General features: G+C 70.8%; 15 protein-coding genes and 1 pseudogene. 10 read left to right on the top strand and 6 right to left on the bottom strand.

The window, feature by feature from the left end; all coding sequences use genetic code 11:
- Positions 1 to 59: 59 nt before the first annotated feature.
- From guaA to AC4D16_RS05055, 3 genes are all read right to left on the bottom strand, one after another.
- Positions 60 to 1658, bottom strand: coding sequence for a glutamine-hydrolyzing GMP synthase (gene guaA, locus AC4D16_RS05045; RefSeq protein ID WP_490948590.1), 1599 nt, complete (start codon positions 1656 to 1658; stop codon positions 60 to 62).
- Between the two features lie 165 nt (positions 1659 to 1823).
- Positions 1824 to 2306, bottom strand: a complete 483-nt coding sequence (locus AC4D16_RS05050; RefSeq protein ID WP_490948775.1) for a DUF3817 domain-containing protein — start codon at positions 2304 to 2306, stop codon at positions 1824 to 1826.
- Positions 2300 to 3262 carry an SURF1 family protein gene (locus AC4D16_RS05055; protein WP_490954173.1) on the bottom strand — a complete coding sequence of 321 codons (963 nt, stop codon included), beginning with the start codon at positions 3260 to 3262 and terminating at the stop codon, positions 2300 to 2302. The genes AC4D16_RS05050 and AC4D16_RS05055 overlap by 7 nt, the downstream gene beginning before the upstream one ends.
- Positions 3263 to 3404: 142 nt before the next feature.
- Here AC4D16_RS05055 and AC4D16_RS05060 point away from each other — a divergent pair, with 142 nt between their 5' ends.
- The 5 genes from AC4D16_RS05060 to AC4D16_RS05080 are packed head-to-tail and all read left to right on the top strand — an operon-like array spanning position 3405 to position 9072.
- On the top strand, positions 3405 to 5126 hold the full coding sequence (locus AC4D16_RS05060; RefSeq protein ID WP_490954174.1) for an ABC transporter transmembrane domain-containing protein: 1722 nt from the start codon (positions 3405 to 3407) through the stop codon (positions 5124 to 5126).
- Positions 5119 to 6864: an ABC transporter ATP-binding protein gene (locus AC4D16_RS05065; RefSeq protein ID WP_490954175.1), complete on the top strand. Its 1746-nt coding sequence runs from the start codon at positions 5119 to 5121 to the stop codon at positions 6862 to 6864. The genes AC4D16_RS05060 and AC4D16_RS05065 overlap by 8 nt, the downstream gene beginning before the upstream one ends.
- Positions 6865 to 6914: 50 nt before the next feature.
- Positions 6915 to 8006, top strand: a complete 1092-nt coding sequence (locus AC4D16_RS05070) for a serine hydrolase domain-containing protein (RefSeq protein ID WP_490954176.1) — start codon at positions 6915 to 6917, stop codon at positions 8004 to 8006.
- A gap of 8 nt (positions 8007 to 8014) precedes the next feature.
- Complete coding sequence (locus AC4D16_RS05075) at positions 8015 to 8353, top strand: hypothetical protein (RefSeq protein ID WP_490954177.1); 339 nt, start codon at positions 8015 to 8017, stop codon at positions 8351 to 8353.
- Positions 8350 to 9072 carry a DUF3887 domain-containing protein gene (locus AC4D16_RS05080; protein WP_490954178.1) on the top strand — a complete coding sequence of 241 codons (723 nt, stop codon included), beginning with the start codon at positions 8350 to 8352 and terminating at the stop codon, positions 9070 to 9072. Before AC4D16_RS05075 ends, AC4D16_RS05080 begins: the two co-directional genes overlap by 4 nt.
- Positions 9073 to 9151: 79 nt before the next feature.
- On the opposite strand, the gene AC4D16_RS05085 is transcribed toward AC4D16_RS05080, so the two are convergent.
- On the bottom strand, positions 9152 to 9643 hold the full coding sequence (locus AC4D16_RS05085; protein ID WP_490954179.1) for a PTS sugar transporter subunit IIA: 492 nt from the start codon (positions 9641 to 9643) through the stop codon (positions 9152 to 9154).
- Positions 9644 to 9730: 87 nt separating this feature from the next.
- Positions 9731 to 10870 (bottom strand): GuaB3 family IMP dehydrogenase-related protein, encoded by a 1140-nt coding sequence (locus AC4D16_RS05090; RefSeq protein ID WP_490948574.1) that lies wholly within the window; start codon positions 10868 to 10870, stop codon positions 9731 to 9733.
- Positions 10871 to 10949: 79 nt separating this feature from the next.
- Here AC4D16_RS05090 and AC4D16_RS05095 point away from each other — a divergent pair, with 79 nt between their 5' ends.
- From AC4D16_RS05095 to AC4D16_RS05115, 5 genes are all read left to right on the top strand, one after another.
- On the top strand, positions 10950 to 11387 hold the full coding sequence (locus AC4D16_RS05095) for a hypothetical protein (protein ID WP_490954180.1): 438 nt from the start codon (positions 10950 to 10952) through the stop codon (positions 11385 to 11387).
- Positions 11380 to 11991: a GNAT family N-acetyltransferase gene (locus AC4D16_RS05100; RefSeq protein WP_490954181.1), complete on the top strand. Its 612-nt coding sequence runs from the start codon at positions 11380 to 11382 to the stop codon at positions 11989 to 11991. The genes AC4D16_RS05095 and AC4D16_RS05100 overlap by 8 nt, the downstream gene beginning before the upstream one ends.
- A gap of 155 nt (positions 11992 to 12146) precedes the next feature.
- Positions 12147 to 13040, top strand: coding sequence for a WXG100 family type VII secretion target (locus tag AC4D16_RS05105; RefSeq protein WP_490948568.1), 894 nt, complete (start codon positions 12147 to 12149; stop codon positions 13038 to 13040).
- A gap of 39 nt (positions 13041 to 13079) precedes the next feature.
- On the top strand, positions 13080 to 13706 hold the full coding sequence (locus AC4D16_RS05110) for a hypothetical protein (RefSeq protein ID WP_490954182.1): 627 nt from the start codon (positions 13080 to 13082) through the stop codon (positions 13704 to 13706).
- Positions 13707 to 13719: 13 nt separating this feature from the next.
- Positions 13720 to 14358 carry a hypothetical protein gene (locus tag AC4D16_RS05115; RefSeq protein WP_490948564.1) on the top strand — a complete coding sequence of 213 codons (639 nt, stop codon included), beginning with the start codon at positions 13720 to 13722 and terminating at the stop codon, positions 14356 to 14358.
- Between the two features lie 78 nt (positions 14359 to 14436).
- Here the strand turns inward: AC4D16_RS05115 and AC4D16_RS05120 are convergent.
- Positions 14437 to 16267 (bottom strand): annotated as a pseudogene (locus tag AC4D16_RS05120) (ABC transporter ATP-binding protein).
- Positions 16268 to 16283 lie beyond the last annotated feature (16 nt).

The following is a 16283-nucleotide window of genomic DNA, read 5'->3' on the forward strand; positions in this document are numbered from 1 at the left end:
GTTTCCTTGTCTCTCTGAACCCGAGGTCCGAGGTGTCCCTCAGCTCCCGTGGGCGGCGGTCACTCCCACTCGATGGTTCCCGGCGGCTTGCTCGTGACGTCGAGGACCACCCGGTTGACGCCGTCCACCTCGTTGGTGATGCGGTTGGAGATGCGCGCGAGGAGATCGTACGGGAGCCGCGACCAGTCGGCGGTCATGGCGTCCTCGCTCGAGACCGGTCGGAGCACGATCGGGTGACCGTACGTCCGGCCGTCGCCCTGCACGCCGACACTGCGGACGTCGGCCAGGAGGACCACCGGCATCTGCCAGACCTCGTTGTCGAGGCCCGCCGCCGTCAGCTCGGCGCGCGCGATCGCGTCCGCCTTGCGCAGCAGGGTCAGGCGTTCCTCGGTGACGTCACCGACGATCCTGATGCCGAGGCCCGGGCCGGGGAACGGCTGGCGCCCGACGATCTCCGCGGGCAGACCCAGTTGGGCCCCGACGGCGCGCACCTCGTCCTTGAAGAGGGTGCGCAGGGGCTCGACCAGTTCGAACTGGAGATCCTCGGGCAGACCGCCTACGTTGTGGTGGCTCTTGATGTTCGCTGCCCCTTCGCCGCCGCCGGATTCGACGACGTCGGGGTACAGGGTGCCCTGCACGAGGAACCGGATGGGCTCACCCTCCGCCTCGGCCTCGCGCATGATGGCGCGCTCGGCCTCCTCGAAGGCACGGATGAACTCGCGTCCGATGATCTTGCGCTTCGTCTCGGGGTCGGAGACGCCCGCGAGCGCCTCGAGGAAGCGCTTCTGCTCGTTGGCGACGTACAGCTTCACGCCGGTGGCGGCCACGAAGTCGCGTTCCACCTGTTCGGCCTCGCCCTCGCGCAGCAGCCCGTGGTCCACGAACACGCAGGTCAGCTGGTCCCCGACGGCCCTCTGCACGAGTGCGGCGGCGACCGCGGAGTCGACGCCGCCGGAGAGGCCGCAGATCACCCGCGCGTCCCCGATCTGCTCGCGGATGCGGTCCACCTGCTCCTCGAGGATGTTCCGCGTGGTCCAGTTGGGGTCGAGGCGCGCGCCGCGGAAGAGGAAGTTCTCGATGACGGCCTGGCCGTGCTGGGAGTGCTTGACCTCGGGGTGCCACTGGACGCCGTAGAGCGCCTTCTCCTCGTTGGCGAAGGCGGCGACGGGCGCACCGGCCGTGCTGGCGAGGACATCGAAACCCTCGGGAGCGGCCTGCACGCTGTCGCCGTGGCTCATCCACGCGTTCTGGTGCTCGGGAGTGCCGGTCAGGATGGAGCGGGACGCGCCGTCGGACGTGATGTCCGTGGAGCCGTACTCCCGGAGGCCCGTCTTCGCGACCGTGCCGCCGAGGGCGTTGGCCATGGCCTGGAAGCCGTAGCAGATGCCCAGCACGGGCACTCCGGCGTCGAACAAATCGGCGTCGACCGTCGGTGCCCCTTCGGCGTACACGCTGGAGGGACCGCCGGAGAGGATGATGGCCGCCGGGTTCTTTGCCAGGATCTCCTGGGTGCTGAGCGTGTGCGGCACGATCTCCGAGTAGACGTCCGCCTCGCGGACGCGGCGTGCGATGAGCTGCGCGTACTGCGCGCCGTAATCCACGACGAGGACAGGGCGGTGGTCGGCGCCGTTCTCAGGGCCGTTCTCGGGATGCGTCACGCGTCCACAATAGTCGTCGGCTGCTGGGGGCCGCACACCGCCGGACGGCCCGGGCGCGGCTTCGAGGACACCGATCCGGCGTGTAGACGTAGCTGGGGCGAGCCGGAAGGTCGGATCAGCAGGGGCTGCGGTTCGGTCGCTGATCAGGAGCTGATCAGGAGCGGCTCAGTAGCGGGGCGCGGCCTCGGGGTGGGCAGCGAGATCCTGCTCCGCCTGCCGATGGATGCGCTTCTCGACGACGAAGGAGAGCAGCGGCACCACGCCACCCAGCGCGATCAGGATGAAGCGGCTGAACGGCCAGCGCATGAACTGCCACAGCCGGAAGTCGGCGATGAGGTACACGACGTAGAGCCAGCCGTGGACGATCAGCACGGCGGTGGAGAGGTTGAACCCGCCCGCCGTCTCGGCGACGACCTCCGGCAGGAACTGCAGCGGCGCCCCTGCTCCCGCCACGATCTCCGTCCCGAAGCCGTACTTCGCGACCATCTCGACGACCACGAGCAGCAGCATGACGCCGGTGGCGTAGGCGAGCACCTTGTAGAAGCCGAGCGCGGACCTGATCTGCGCGTGCGTGCCTCCGAACCGCCGTTTCCCGGGTGCGGGGCGGCCGCTGGATGCCTTCGGGGTGAGTGCTGGCTCGGTCACGATGGGAGTCGCTTTCTGTCTCGTCCGGCGAGAGCGTCGGCGTGGGGGTCGGCGTGGGGGTCGGCCTCCGGGTCGGAGAGGGTATCGGCGTGCGGGTCGGCGCGGGTGTCGGCTGAGGTCTCGGGTGCGGCGTCCGCTGAGGCCTCAGCGGCGTCGGCGGCGTCCGCGGCGTCTTCGAGGGACCGCCGGTGGTCATCGGCGACGAGCCGCCACCAGAGGAAGAACGCGAATCCGGCGAAGACCACCCATTCGATGGCGTAGAAGATGTTGAGCCAGTTGATCGGGGTCTCCTGCGGCTGCGGACCGACGACGACGGGCTCCATGCCCGCCGAGAACGCGACCGCGGCTCCCCCCTCGGTGATCTCGGTGGCCACGACGAACGCGGCGTAGGAGGGCCGGTCCCACAGGTTGGACACTTCGGCGGTGGAGAGCGTCGGCACCTCGCCGTCGACCGGACGCTGGACCTCGGGGGCCTCGGGCGGCAGCAGTCGCCCGACGACGGTCGCCGTGCCGGTCCGCTCGGCGATCCCGGCGGCGTCCTCAGCCTCCGGGACCCAGCCGAGGACGACGGGGATGACCGTGCCCTCCGCAGCGGACGCCGCTGCGCCGCCCGCGGCGTCGGCGCCCTGGGCGTCGTCGGCACCCTCGACCTCGAAGGCCTGCATCACCCAGAGGCCTTCCTCGCCGTCGAGGAGCCGGTTCTGCACGAGGGTCCTGGTGCCGGGAACGAAGGAACCCTCCACGGACACCATCTGGTCGGCGGTGGTCGCGAGGAGCGGGTTGAGCGGTTCGAGGACGTCCGTCAGGGGCCTCACGTTCTCGGTGGTGCTCGGCGCGGGCGGCGGGGCTTCGCGGGAGGAGTTCAACTGCCACTGGCTGAGGAGCACGAAGACCGCGGCGATCGCCATCGCGAGGATCAGCATGAGGATCCATCGGGGCTTGAGCGCGGTCTTCAACACCCCTCCACGGTACTTCGTAACGCTGTAGAACAACGAATGAAGCTGACGTGGAAGCGGCCGCCGGAACCCCGCGCGGCGGGTGCCGAAGACTGATTGGCATATCCCTACCACTACGGGGTCGCGCGGTCTACGATGGTCTCTCGTGCGCTCTTTTCCCTATGCCCCCACCGGTTCGCCGGACCTGCGCTCCCCCGTGCGCTTCCTGCTGTGGCTCGGCGGTCACCAGAAGGCCACCCTCCTGGCCGGGATCGCACTGGGGACGGTGTGGATGGCGTCGCAGGCCATGATGCCCTTCGTGATCGGTCGCGCGATCGACGACGGCGTGATCGGCAGCGACTCGGCGTCGCTGGTGGGCTGGGCCGCCGCACTCCTCGCACTCATGGTCGTCCAGGCCGTCGCCGACACCGCGACCCACCGGGCGGGCGTCAGCAACTGGATGCAGGCCGCCTTCCGGTCCGTGCAACTCGTGGGGCACAAGATCAGCACCACGGGGGACGCCCTGCCCTCGGCGCTCTCCACCGGCGAGGTGGTCTCCACCGCGGCGTCGGACGCGTTCCGGCTCGGCGAGGTGTACGAGGTGCTGACCCGTCTGGCAGGTGCTGCTGCGGCGTGGCTCGTGGTGACGGTGCTCATCTGGCGGACCTCCCCCGTCCTCGGGCTCGTCGTGCTCGTCGGCGTGCCCGTGTGCTGCGCCCTGCTGCTGTTCGTGGTGCGTCCGCTCCAGGCGCGGCAGCGCGAGCAGCGCGAGGCGTCGGGGAAGATGACCGCCGTCGGTGCGGACACCGTCGCCGGGCTCCGGGTGCTCCGCGGGATCGGCGGCGAGCACATCTTCGTGGACCGCTACCGGCAGAAGTCGGCGGCCACCCGCGATTCCGGTATCCGCGTGGCCCATTCGCTGGCCGATCTCGAGGCAGCCCAGGTGTTCATCGCGGGCGCCTTCAGCGTGGTCTTCACCTGGGTGGGCGCCTCGCTGGTGCTCGACGGCGCCATCACGCCGGGCGAACTCGTGGCCCTGTACGGCTTCTCGATCTTCCTCATGACGCCCATCCGCGCCGCGGCGGACTCCGTGGCCCGCTTCATCCGCGCGCACGTCGGCGCCCGCAAGGTCATCGCGGTGCTGTCGGTGGACGCGAACGTGGCGGACGCCGCGGCGACACAGCCGGCACCGCCGTCGGGCTCGCCACTCGTCGACGAGCGCAGCGGCGTCATGGTGGAGCCGGGGATCCTCACCGCCGTCGTGTCGCGCGAGCCCGACGCATCGGCGGACGCCGTCATGCGCCTCGGGCGGTTCGAGGACGCCGTGCTCGATGAGGCCACCGTCCGCTGGGGTGCCGCCGATCTCCGGCACGTGCCACTCGCCTCGATCCGCGAGCGCATCGTGGTCAGCGAGGCGGGACCGCAGCTGTTCAGCGGGCCGCTCCGCCGCCAGCTCGATCCGCACGCGCGGCACGACGACGCCGGGATCCTCGCGGCGCTCGAGGCAGCGAGCGCCCTGGACATCCTCGACGGCCTGGAGGACGGGCTCGATCACGAGGTGACGGAACGCGGCCGGAGCTTCTCGGGTGGGCAGCGTCAGCGCCTCGTGCTGGCGCGGGCCTACCTCACCGGGGCCGAGAACCTGGTGCTCGTGGAACCGACCAGCGCCGTGGACGCCCACACGGAACAGCGCATCGCCGCCCGCCTGGCAGGGGTACGACGGCGGGACGGCATGACCACCGTGGTGGTCACGGCCAGCCCCCTGGTGCTCCGCACCATGGACCGCGTGCTGTTCCTCGAGGACGGCCGTGTCACCGCCCAGGGCAGCCATAAGGACCTGATGGCCGCCAATGCCTCCTACCGGAACGTGGTGATCCGCAGTGAGTAGCACCGCGACGCTGCCCGTCGCCGAGCCCCGCGCCGTGCGCCGGGAGGCTTCGCGCCTCATCCGGCACCACCGGCGCGGGCTCGGCGGGGTGATCGGGCTGTACGTGGGGTCGGCCGTCGCCGGACTCGCCGGTCCGCTCCTGCTCGGGTACCTGATCGACGCCCTGTCCGCCGGGACGACGCCGGACGTCGTCGCGCTGGTCTCCCTCGGGATGCTGGGCTTCCTGGCCGTCCAGTCGATTCTCCGCCGCTTCGCGGTGCGCTCCGGCATGGTCTTCGGCGAGCGCGTGTTCGCCGAGCTGCGCGAGGACTTCATGGCGGACGTCACCGCCCTGCCGCTCTCGACCGTCGAGAAGGCGGGCACCGGCGACCTCGTGGCGCGCACCACGAACGACATCGACGCCGTGTCCCACACCGTCCGCTTCGGGGTTCCCCAGGTGGTCGTCTCGGTGGTGACCATCGCCCTGACGCTCGGTGCGGCGATCATCACCTCACCGGTCCTCTCGCTCGCCCTTCTCGTGGGCCTGCCGCTGCTGTGGCCGGTGACCCGCTGGTACCTGCGCCGGAGCGCCGCTGGCTACATGCGTGAGCGCGAGACCTACGCGGTGGTCAACGGCACGATCACGGAGACCATCGAGGGTGCCCGCACGGTGGACGCCCTCGGGCTCGGCGCACTGCGCCGCGAGGATCTCGACACCGCCCTCGGCACGAGCTACCGCGCCGAGCGGTACACGCTATGGCTCCGATCGGTCCTGTTCCCCGCCGCGGACATCGCGTTCTGGCTACCCGCCGCCGCTGTGCTGCTCTGGGGCGGGTGGCTCGCAGGCCAGGGCGTGGTGACGCCGGGAGCGGTGGCCGCCGTCGCCCTCTTCGCGGTGCGCCTGATCGATCCCGTGGACCTGCTGATCATGTGGACGGACGAGATCCAGGTGGGTGCGGCGTCGCTCGCGCGGATCGTCGGGGTGAAGGACGTGGAGCCGGACCGCCAGGCGACCACCGCGGTGCCCCGCGACGACGACATCGTCCTGAGCAACGCCAGGTACGCCTACCGGCCCGGACACGACGTGCTGCACGGCGTCGACCTGACCCTCCGGCGCGGCGAGCGTCTCGCCGTCGTGGGGCCGTCCGGCGCAGGGAAGTCGACACTCGGACGGCTGATCGCGGGGATCCACCCGCCGTCGTCGGGCTCGGTCACGGTGGGCGGGGTGCCGCTGGTGGACCGTCCGCTCGACGACCTGCGGCGGGAAGTGGCCCTCGTGACGCAGGAGCACCACGTGTTCGTGGGCTCGGTGGCGGAGAACGTGCGCCTCGGCCGTGCCGACGCCGCCGAGCACGAGATCGAGGACGCACTGCACAGTGTCGGCGCGCTGGAGTGGGTGACCCAGCTGCCCGAGGGCGTGCGCACCGAAGTGGGCTCGGGAGCGCACGAGCTCACCCCGGCACAGGCGCAGGAGCTCGCGCTCGCCCGCCTGATCCTCGCCGACCCGCACACCCTGGTGCTCGACGAGGCGACCTCCCTGATCGACCCGCAGGCCGCCCGCGACCTCGAGCGGTCGCTGAACGCGGTGCTCGAGGGCAGGACGGTCGTCGCGATCGCACACCGACTCCACACCGCCCACGACGCCGACCGCGTGGCCGTCGTAGAGGGCGGCCGGATCACGGAGCTCGGCTCGCACGACGAACTGATCGTGCTCGACGGCGCCTACGCCTCGCTCTGGAACTCCTGGCGGAGCGAATAGGTGTCAAGACTCTCTTGACAGTTCATGATCTGTAAATCTAGCGTTGACACATGGAACCCCTGACGCGTCGGAAGACATCCATCGTCGCTCTCGGTGCCGCTGCGCTCCTGGCACTCGGCGTCGCAGCGCCCACGCTCCCACCACCATCGGAGCATTCCTTCGGCGACGCCGGACTCGCCGAACAGGTCGCGGCGCACCGACCGGCGGACTCGCACCGCCTCGTGGTCACCCGCGTGACCGGTGATGCGGTGACCACGGCGGGGTTCGGCGCCGACGACCGCTCCGACCTCGAGATCGGCTCCATCACGAAGGCGCTGACCGGGATGCTGCTGGCCGACGCCGTGGAGCGCGGCGAGGTGGACCTCGAGACCCGCCTCGGCGAACTGCTCGACCTCGGTGCGGCACCGCTGGCCGGCGTCACACTCCGGGAACTGGCGACGCACCGCTCCGGTCTACCCGGGCTACCCGGCGGAGCGGGCTTCCTGGTCCGGTCCGCCTGGAGCAACGTCACGGGCAGCAACCCGTACGGCAGCTTCACCACGGCTCAGCTCCTCGACGCCGCCACGAACGCAGAGCTGTCCTCCCCCGGGACGTACTCCTACTCCAACTTCGGGGTGGCGCTCCTCGGGCAGGCGCTGGCCGCCCGCGCAGGGCTCCCCTACCCCGAGCTGCTCCGCAACCGCATCACGGAGCCGCTCGGGATGACGGACACGTACGTTCCCGCGACGGAGGAGAACCTCCGATCGGCGGCGCTACGGGGCCTCCGTGCCTCGGGCGACGAATCCGCTGCATGGACCATGGACGGCTTCGCCCCTGCCGGAGGCGTGCGGTCCACCGCCGCCGATCTCGCGCTCCTCGCCGCGGCGCTCCTCGACGGCTCGGCGCCCGGGAGCGGCTCGCTCGAACCGCTCGACGGCGTCGCGGACCCCGCCATGGGCCTCGCCTGGCACGTCCTCGAGGACGACGGCGGATCGACCGTCCTTTGGCACAACGGCGGGACCGGCGGCTTCTCCTCCATGCTCGCCCTCGATCCCGCGCGGGATGAGGCCGTCATCGCGCTCGGTGACGTGTCCCCCATCCGGACGGCGGCCTCCGTGGACGACCTCGCCATCGCCCTACTCGCAGGACGGGGTTCACGGTGATGGAGTTCGTGGCCACCTGGCTGATCCCCGTCGTCACTCTCCTCACAGCGGCCACCTACCTCCGTTCGGTACTCCGCCCCCCGAAGAAGCTCTCCGGCGTCGCGCTGGTCACGGCGCTCACGGCGGCGGTCGGCTGGATGGTGTTCGGCGCCGTCGTCACGGCGTTCTACGCCACCACCGTGTGGGTCTGGTACGTCCCGGCGGGACTCACCGCCGTCGGCACCGTGGTGCTGGTCGCGCGGTGGGACCGCCTCGTCGGCGCCGAGCCCGCGACCCGCGGGGACTGGTGGTCCTTCCTGATCGCCCTCGTGCCGACGGCCGGCATCCTGGCGGTGCGCCTGGCATGACCTCCGACCGCAGGAAGCAGGACGGCCCCGAGCCCGATGCCCGAAGCTCCGTGACCGCACCCGAGATCACGGGACCCTCCGTGACCGCACCCGAGGACGCCGGCCACGACGACGCACAGCCCGGGCAGGCCCTAGCCGACGTCGAAACCGGCACCGCGCGGGTCCGCGCACTGCTGGCCGTCGAGCCGTTCAGCCTCGTGGCGTCCGACGCATTGCGAGCCGCATCCGATCTCACCCACCTCAGCGACGCGCTGCTGCGCGCGACCGTCGACGCGGCGAGACGCCACGGCGCCAGTTGGGCCGACGTCGGTGCGGCGCTCGGCATCAGCCGACAGGCCGCCTTCCAGCGCTTCGGGTCGGAGGCTCCTGGCCGGACACTGGCTCCCCCTCGGGCCGTCCCGCTCGACCCGGCGGCGGAGGCCGAAGCCGTGTTCGCGGAGTGGGCCGCCCGGGACTGGTCCGCACTGCGTGCGCGGTTCACCCCGACGATGCTCGAGGCCGTGACGGAGGACGTGCTCGCGACGGTGTGGAGCGAGGTCGACGACGCCGTCGGCGCCTACGAGCGGCCGGGGACCGCCACGGTGCGGAAGAACGGCGCTCTCAGGATCGTGGAACTGGCGCTGCACTTCGAGGACGGCGTGATGTCCGGGCGCGTCTCCTTCGACCGGTCGGGCCGGGTCGGCGGCCTCCTCGTCCTCGAGCCCACCGTCGGCGGCTAGCCGCCGCGCGCCAGGGACCGCCGGGCGCATCGAGACCATCGGCGCGTCGTCGCCGCGCCAGGACCGTGCATCGAGAGCCCTAGTGGTCGTAGAACACGAGCGAGGAGTTGATCAGTTCCGCGATGACCTCGGCGTCATGGGCCCGCCGCAGCGATTCGCGGAAGTTCTCCTTGAAGAGGCTCCGGGCGATCGTCGCGAGGACCTCGAGGTGCTCGGAGAAGGACTGCGCGGGCGTCGCCATCAGGAGCACGAGGGTGGCAGGTCCATCCACGGCACCGAAGTCGAGGCTGTGGCCGAAGCGCGTCACACCGACGGCGATGGACGTCTGATTGACGTACTCGCTGCGCGCGTGGGGAAGCCCCACGCCGCCCGGGAGCCCCGTGGCCATCTGATGTTCGCGGGAGTTGACCTGATAAAGGAAGGCCTCGAGATCCGAGATACGGCCGGCCGCGTGCAGGCGGCCTGCGAGCTGCGCCGCGGCGTCCTCCTTCGAGGTCGCCTCCATCTCGAGGATCACGAGTTCGGGCGCGGTGAGCGCTGCGTCGTGGAGGTCCGGGTGGAGATCGCTCACCGGTGTGCCTTTCGAAGAGCCGACGCCGGGAACGGCGCTGGAGGCGGTTCCCAGTCTAGCCAGCCGTGCCGGTTTCCACCGGGACGATCAGTCGACGGAGACGTACGGCGAGAGGACGACCTCCACGCGCTGGAACTCCTTGAGGTCCGAGTACCCCGTGGTCGCCATCGCACGCCGCAGCGCCCCGATGAGGTTCGACGTGCCGTCGGTGTGGTGCGAGGGGCCCCACAGGACCTCCTTCAGCGGGCCGACCGTGCCGATGTTGACCCTGTCGCCGCGAGGCAGCTCGTGGTGGTGCGCCTCCTGGCCCCAGTGCCAGCCCTGACCCGGGGCCTCCTCGGCCCGGGCGAGCGCGGACCCGAGCATGACGGCATCCGCACCCATGGCGATCGCCTTCACGATGTCACCGCTGGCGCCCATGCCGCCGTCGGCGATCACGTGCACGTACCGTCCGCCGGACTCGTCCATGTAGTCGCGGCGGGCGCCCGCCACGTCGGAGATCGCCGAGGCGAGCGGCGAATGGATGCCGAGGGCGCGGCGCGTCGTCGTCGTCGCTCCCCCACCGAAACCGACCAGCACACCCGCGGCGCCGGTGCGCATCAGGTGCAGCGCCGGGGTGTAGCCGGCGGCGCCGCCGACGATCACGGGGACGTCGAGTTCGTAGATGAACTTCTTGAGGTCGAGGGGTTCCTCGTTCTTCGACACGTGCTCGGCCGACACCGTGGTGCCGCGGATCACGAAGATGTCCACACCGGCGGCGAGCACGGTCTTGGAGAACTGCTGGGTGCGCTGCGGCGTCAGGGAACCGGCCACCGTCACGCCCGCCTCGCGGATCTCGGCGAGTCGGCTCGTGATGAGCTCGGCCTGGATGGGCGCGGCGTAGAGCTCCTGCATGCGGAGCGTCGCGGCGGGGCTGAAGTTCTCCGTGCTGAGCGCCGCGATCTCGTCGAGGACCGGCTGCGGGTCCTCGTACCGCGTCCACAGTCCCTCGAGGTTCAGGACGCCGAGGCCGCCGAGGCGGCCCATCGCGATCGCCGTGGCGGGGGACATCGCCGAGTCCATGGGCGCGGCGACGACGGGCATCTCGAACTGGTACGCGTCGATCTGCCAGGCGACCGAGACGTCGAGCGGATCACGGGTGCGGCGGGAGGGCACCACCGCCACGTCATCCAGCGAATAGGCCCTGCGTCCGCGCTTGCCTCGGCCGATCTCGATCTCATAAGTCACTGGTCCAGATTAGCCCAGCGGGATCGGACGCCTTCCCGGCGGCCCTTCCCCTGAGCAACCGCCGGATGCATACTCAGCCATGAGCAGAGGGGGAATGGCTCTCGCCGTCGTCGTCGCCGTGGGGTCCATCACGGGGTTCGCCTACTGGTCGGGTCCGGGGCGCGCACCCTCGGGCTGCGCCCAACCGCCCTGGCACCTGTCGAGCGCCGTCGTGGCGCAGGGCGGTTCGGTGACTGTCACCGGCGAAGACGCGACGACCTGCGATCCGCGCTACGGCGGACGCGCGGACATAGTGATCACGGTGATCTCGGACGGCGGCCTGCACACGATCGCGACCGTTCAGGCGCCCATGTCCTCGCGCGGAGCGTTCGCCGCCGACATCGTCATACCCGAGGGCGCCCGACCCGGCTCCTACCAGGTCTCCGCTGTTCCGCGCCGTGTCGACATCTGCCGGGACACCAACGCCGCCTGCGCTGGCCCGCCGACCGAACCGCTCACGGTCCTCGCCGGTGAGTGACAGCCGCGCGCCCATTGCTCCCCGGGCACACCTCCCGGCACCGATCCGGCTCGCCGTCCTGAGCGATCTCCCGCATCTGGCGGGGATCGAGCGGTCAGCGGGCGAGGCGTTCCGGACGCTCGGCATGCACGCGATCGCCGACGACGAGCCGCTTCCCCTCGCGCGCCTGGAGCCGTACCAGCGTGAAGGCCGGGCATGGGTCGTCCAGACGGCCCAGGCGCTTCCCGCCGCCTACCTCCTGCTCGACGTCGTCGACGGGCACGCGCACATCGAGCAGGTGTCGGTGCACGCGCACCACGCTCGCCGCGGGCTGGGCAGGCGGCTCATCGATCAGGCGGAGGCCTGGGCCCGCCGACGCGGCCTTCCGGGCCTGACGCTCACCACGTTCCGCGACGTCGCCTGGAACGCGCCGTACTACCGCCGTCTCGGCTTCGTGGACCTGAGCCCGGCGCGGCTCGGCCCGGGGTTGGCGGCGCTCCGGCGGCACGAGGCGGAAGCGGGACTCGACGGCTGGCCGCGGGTGGCGATGCGCAGGGCCGTGACGCCGGTGTCCGCTGATGACACGCCGGAGTCGACAGACGACTCCGTTCCCGGGTCGCGGTAGAACACGAGCGCTGCGCGCCCGAGGGAACGGCCGCCGGCCCTCCATGGGGAGCCCTCCCCATGGAGGCATCGCCTGCCCGGGGATACGGTGGGACCGACGGCGCAGGTGCCCGGGACCCTCGGAAGGGCCGCGCCACGACACGAACGAGGAAGCCCATGACCAACGGCATGATCGGAGCAGACCCGACGGCCCTCCGTGCTCTCGCTCAGACCATGTCGACGTCGAGTGGCACCCTCACGACCATCGACCAGCAGATCACCACGGTGCTGGCGCGGGTCGGGTGGCAGGGCCAGGACGCCCAGCGCTTCAGGTCGCAGTGGAACACCTCGATCAGGCTGCGCCTGCAGGACAGCGCCTCCCTGCTGAGCGAACGGGCCACTGTCCTGCTCGCCGATGCCGACGAGCAGGACACGACGAGCGACGCCGGTAGCGGAAGCGCAGGCGGCGCCGGCAGCGGTGCTGGCAGCGGCGGAACGTCACAACCGACGGATGCTCCGTCGGGCGCATCGGAGGACCCGTCCCTCGTCGACCTCCTCGCCGACGTCGGCGGCGACCTCGGGGCGTGGCCACCCTTCCAGATCGGTGCACTAACCACCTCCGCGCTGGGCTTCGGTGCGGAGCGGCTGCTCTCCTCCATGCGGAACGCGGGACTGTTGACCACGACCTTCGGCCAGATGCCCGAAGTAGGCTACCTGCGCGGGACGCAGACGCTCAACGCCCTGCGCATTGCCGGCAACGCCGCGGCAGGGCTCGGCATCCTCACGGGAGCGGCTCAGGCGTACAACGGTTTCCAGGACGGCGACGGCCACGCCGTCGCCGATGGCGCCATCACGGCGATCCTCGCCGGAGGAAGCCTCGCGCCGACACCCGCCGCGCCGTTCTTCGCGGCAGCGTCCCTCGTCTGGGCGGGCGCACAGTTCCTGTCCGGCGACGTACCGGTGACCGAGCGCATCACCGACTTCGCCGGAGACGCTGTTGATACGCTCGGTGATGCCGGCGAATCGGTGGCGGGTGCCGCCGAGGATGCCTGGAACCGGGCGTTCGGATAGTCCTCGCACACCGCCGCCTCCCCCACCCGAAAGGCCTCCATGTCCGAGACCACGGTGCCACTCACCGAGCACGAGATCCTCGCGCTGCTGTCCTTCAACGACACCGATCCCAGCTCCTACACCCGCGACGTCCTCAGACTCGCGGACGTCAGGGCCGAGGACGTTCTCGTCCGCGCGGGCCTGTCGACGCTTCTGGTGCGTGATCTCGCGGTGGTCCAGGGTTCGGACCTCGTTCTCACCGGTCCCACGGAGCAGATCGCAGGGATCATGGCGACAGCGGGCGGCTGGCTGGAGATCGCTGTCACCACCGACGGCACCAGTTCCGTGCTGTTCGGTGTGCAGTCCGCCGCCGGTGCCTTCGTGATGAGCGTCGGAACGCGCGGCGTGCATCAGTTCAACCCGCTTCCCGCGGACAAGCCGATCCTCTCCTTCGCGCTCGACATCGCCACCCACTACTTCGGTAACACCTCCGCGGACTCCCTGCTCTCGGTGCGGGCGAAACACCACGGCTTCGGTGTCACGCCCCGGACGGCAACGCTCCTCAGGAACACCGACGGAGGTGTCCGCGTCACCCTCGGGGAGGGTGCGGAACCTGAGGTGACCACTCCCGCCACGGGTGCCGAGGTCGAGGAGTTCGGCAAGGCGCTCGACCTCGATGGCCGCTAGCCGGCGCAGGGACATGTCAGCGGCACCCGTGGGAGGCGAGCGCCACCCGGTGCGTCCCCTCGAGGCCTGGCTCGACGCCGGGCCCGAGGCGACCTCCGCGTCGACGACGGTCCTGCGCCGTATGGCCTTCAATCACTCCCAACGCCGCGCCGCCGTGCTGTGCGTGTACCTCTGGGCGTGCGTCGTAGCCCTCGCCGGGCTCCTCGCGCTGACGACGGGTTCGGCGGGTGCGCTCGGCTGGGTGCTCCCCGCGGTGGCAGCGGCGCTCCTCCTCTGCGCCATCGGTCTGCAACGGCGGCACCGGGCCCATCCGGTGCCACCGCACCAGCGCCTCACCTCCTCGCGGTCACCGGCGACCGTCCGCGGAGCCGTGCTGAGTGCCGCACTCCTCGGGGTCGGACTGCTGGTCGTGACGACCATCCTGCTGGTCCGGGCCGAGACACAGCCCACCGGCGTGGTGGGCGGCTTCGTCACGGTGCTGGGACTCGTGCTGGCGATGTCCGCCCAGCTCGTCATCCCCGCGTGGCATGCAGCCCATGCGCGCGAGCTCTTCCTGGCCCACCTCGAGGGGAACGCCGCAGCGCGGTCCGAGCTCCAGCGCAGAGCCCTGGCGGACGACGGCACCGGGCCCTTCCCCTTCGGGCCGTTGTGAGGGCTCGGTCACCGGTCAGGACGGCAGAAGAGCACCTGCCCGCACCCCTGCCCTAATTCCTGCTGCCGTGATTCCTGCTCAGGCCTCCGGCAACTGGCTCTCGAACATGCGGAAGTAGCGGCCGCGGAGGGCTACGAGTTCGCGGTGCGTGCCCGACTCGACCACCCGACCGTCCTCCAGCATGTACACGACGTCGGCCTTCTCGATCGTCGCGAGGCGGTGGCTGATCGCGATGATCGTGCGTGAGCGGTCGGCGAAGAGCCGCGTGAAGATGCGGTGTTCGGCGAGGGCGTCGATGGCCGAGGTGGGTTCGTCCATGACCACGAAGGGCGCGTCGCGGTAGAAGTTGCGGGCCATGGCGAGGCGCTGCCACTGCCCGCCGGAGAGGCCGCTCCCCTTCCGTCCGCGCGGGTCCTCCATCCAGTTGCTCACGTAGTTCTCGAAGCCGCTCGGCAGCGAGGTGATGAACTCCGTGGCCTCGGCGTCGTGCGCCGCCCTGCGCACCCGCTCGTCGTCGCGCGGCGTCCGGACGTCGCCGAAGAAGATGTTGTTCTCCGCCGTCGCGAACTCGTAGCGCAGGAAGTCCTGGCTCATGACGGCGAGGTGCCGGTGCCAGTCGTCGATTCGGACGGCCCGCAGGTCCCGGCCCTCGAGCAGCACCTCCCCCTCGCCGGGCTGGTACAGACCTGCGAGCACCCGGATCAGGGTGGACTTCCCGGCGCCGTTCTCGCCGACGATCGCCACGTGGGTGCCCCGCTCGAAGGTCATCGAGATGCCCTTGAGCACCTCGGCATCGCTGCCCGAGTAGGTGAAGTGGATGTTCCGGAGTTCGACGACGGACGGCGCGGCGTCCAGTGTGCCCGTCGCCGCCGTCGAGAGCGGGAACGCCATGAACTGCTCGTAATCCTTGAGGTTGGCGAGATCCTCGTCGATGGAGCTGAGCGAGGTCACGAGGTTGTTCGCGGTGCTCAGCGCGCGGCTGACGATCTGCTGCACGTAGAGGAACTGCCCCACCGGCTGGGCCCGCGCGATAATCTGACCCACGATCCACACGAGCGCGAGCAGCTCTGCGCCGTACTGCAGCGCATCGGCGAGGAGCTGCTTCGGGATGTACCTCCTCTGGAAATCGAGCCGACGCTTCTCGTCGGCGTCCCGCAGCGTGGAGCGCAGGTCCATGAGGTACCGGACGATCCCGTACAGCCGCATCTCGGCGATGTGCTGCGGCTTCATGAGGTTGTTCTCGATCATGCGCCGCTGACGCCGCGAGTCCACCTGCGTGTTCCAGTGCGCCATCTGCTCACGGGACAGCCGGAACTGCAGGTAGACGCTCGGGATGATGGCCAGCAGCACGATCAGCGCGATCCACCAGCTGACGAGCAGCAGCGCCCCCGATCGCGAGGACCACCGAGGTGAGCTGCGTGAAGATCGCGGCGATGCGGTCGAGCACGCGGGCGTAGGAGTCGGAGAAGCGGCGCGCGCGGTCGTAGAGATCCACCGTCTCCTTGTCGTCGTAGCGCCAGAACTCGAGGGCGAGGAACCTCTCGTACATCTGGTCGCCCACGATCGCCCCGACCCGGAAGCTCAGGACCTGCTGGATGTAGCGGTCCACGCTGGTGAACGCTCCCCAGAGCAGCCCGAGGACGGCCGTGACGACCACGTAGACGATGGCCTGCCGGCCGGCGTCGGCCTCACCCGCATAGGCCGCGGCGAGCGCCGTCGTCGTGAGTGAGGCGAAGTAGGTGGTGACCAGCGGCAGGACCGCCGAGATGAGCGAGCCCGCCACCTTCATGGCGACGGCGCCGGGCGAGGCCTTCGCGCTCACCTTCAGCACCTGCCCGACGGCGCGGGCATACGGACCGAGGCGGAGCCGGCGTCGCGCCGCCGCCTCGGGCTGGGGCAGCCCGCTCATGAGACGCCCGCCGTCC

It is taken from the genome of Arthrobacter sp. TJ-236, assembly GCF_058269235.1.